The sequence below is a fragment of the Haloquadratum walsbyi J07HQW2 genome (assembly GCF_000415985.1).
GTDB classification, from domain to species: Archaea; Halobacteriota; Halobacteria; order Halobacteriales; family Haloferacaceae; genus Haloquadratum; species Haloquadratum walsbyi_B.
The window spans coordinates 2,230,289-2,231,502 of record NZ_KE356561.1; the positions used below are offsets into that span (position 1 = coordinate 2,230,289).

The 1,214-nt window shown below is 51.3% G+C and carries 1 pseudogene; it reads right to left on the minus strand.

The annotated features are described in order from the left end of the window. Positions 1-1,071: pseudogene (locus tag J07HQW2_RS10430) on the minus strand (hypothetical protein); the annotation flags it as partial. Positions 1,072-1,214 lie beyond the last annotated feature (143 nt).

The following is a 1,214-nucleotide window of genomic DNA, read 5'->3' on the forward strand; positions in this document are numbered from 1 at the left end:
GGGTTGTGTACGTTCATCATAACTCGGGAGGTCTCGGCAATCAATGGCAGCCATCACATCCGGTCCCCCGTAGCCCGTGCCTCCCGTGTCTTGCCATATCTCATGATTAACGATGTTCGCGGTCCCGTTGGCGTTGATCCCCCAAGTTGGACTGAAGGCTTTGTTCTCGCCTGATGTGTTCGCGCTCTCATTCCAATTATGCACGATGGTATCACTCGCGACTCTCCGTGCATCGATTCGGTCTAAGGCTGCGAATAGGTCTTTAATTTCGCCCGTTGTTTCGTTACTTGTCGTTGCGTTGGGTGAGTGATTCGACATATCAATGTCACTCCCCGCACTGATCGGGTCACGCTCGGAGAATCCATGTTCTTCTAATATCTCCCCGAGTGCATCCGTATTGACTTGGGTTACCTCGGTCCCGGACCCTCTGACATGCTCGCCAGTCGCAATACAGACATGCTTATTTGGGTATATTTCGACCTCTGGAATATCATCATTCGCTCCGAGTGGTTCATCATCAATCGCAAATTGTGCTTGTGTCACGCCTTCAAGTGGAATCTCACCGAGATATACAACATGACACCCACTCTCCGAGAGCGATATATCAGCGTATGAGATACCGAGTTTTTCGAGTATCGCAATAAACTCTGGATGCACCTTGCCGGTCTCGGGGCATCGAACATCGTCACCGTCCACGAATAGGAAGGGGTCACTCTCTGTTTGAATAAATGCCAGATCGGGAGCGAGGTTAGGGTCTTTGTCGGACCACTCGCGAGCGGTTTCGTGATCGGTATGGACATACTCCCGTGACCCGTCCGATCCCCATTTATACTGTGCTGAATGGTGACATTCAGAGCAAAGACTCTCCTCGGTATGATCTGAGTGATTACATTCGACGGGAGCGTTTGGGTCAGTCCACGGAGCATACGGAGCTTTCGAATCGGTTCGACACATCCAGCTCTCATAATCCATCTGCGCTGGAGCCCAGGTCTGAGAGTTCGTCCTCTGAAAGTCCGCATTCACCCACGTATCGATATTTGCGGGCGTTGGCGTTGGGTTCGGGTCTGTCATTGCCCGCCTCCTCGATATGGCTCAACGCCCATTCTCGCGTAAACTTGTTTGCTGCCGGTGTTCGGACTATTCTTTTGACGTAAATCTCGGTCTGGTATATACGATGTATTCATCTGATCTGTGAAATGCCACAGACCAACGCC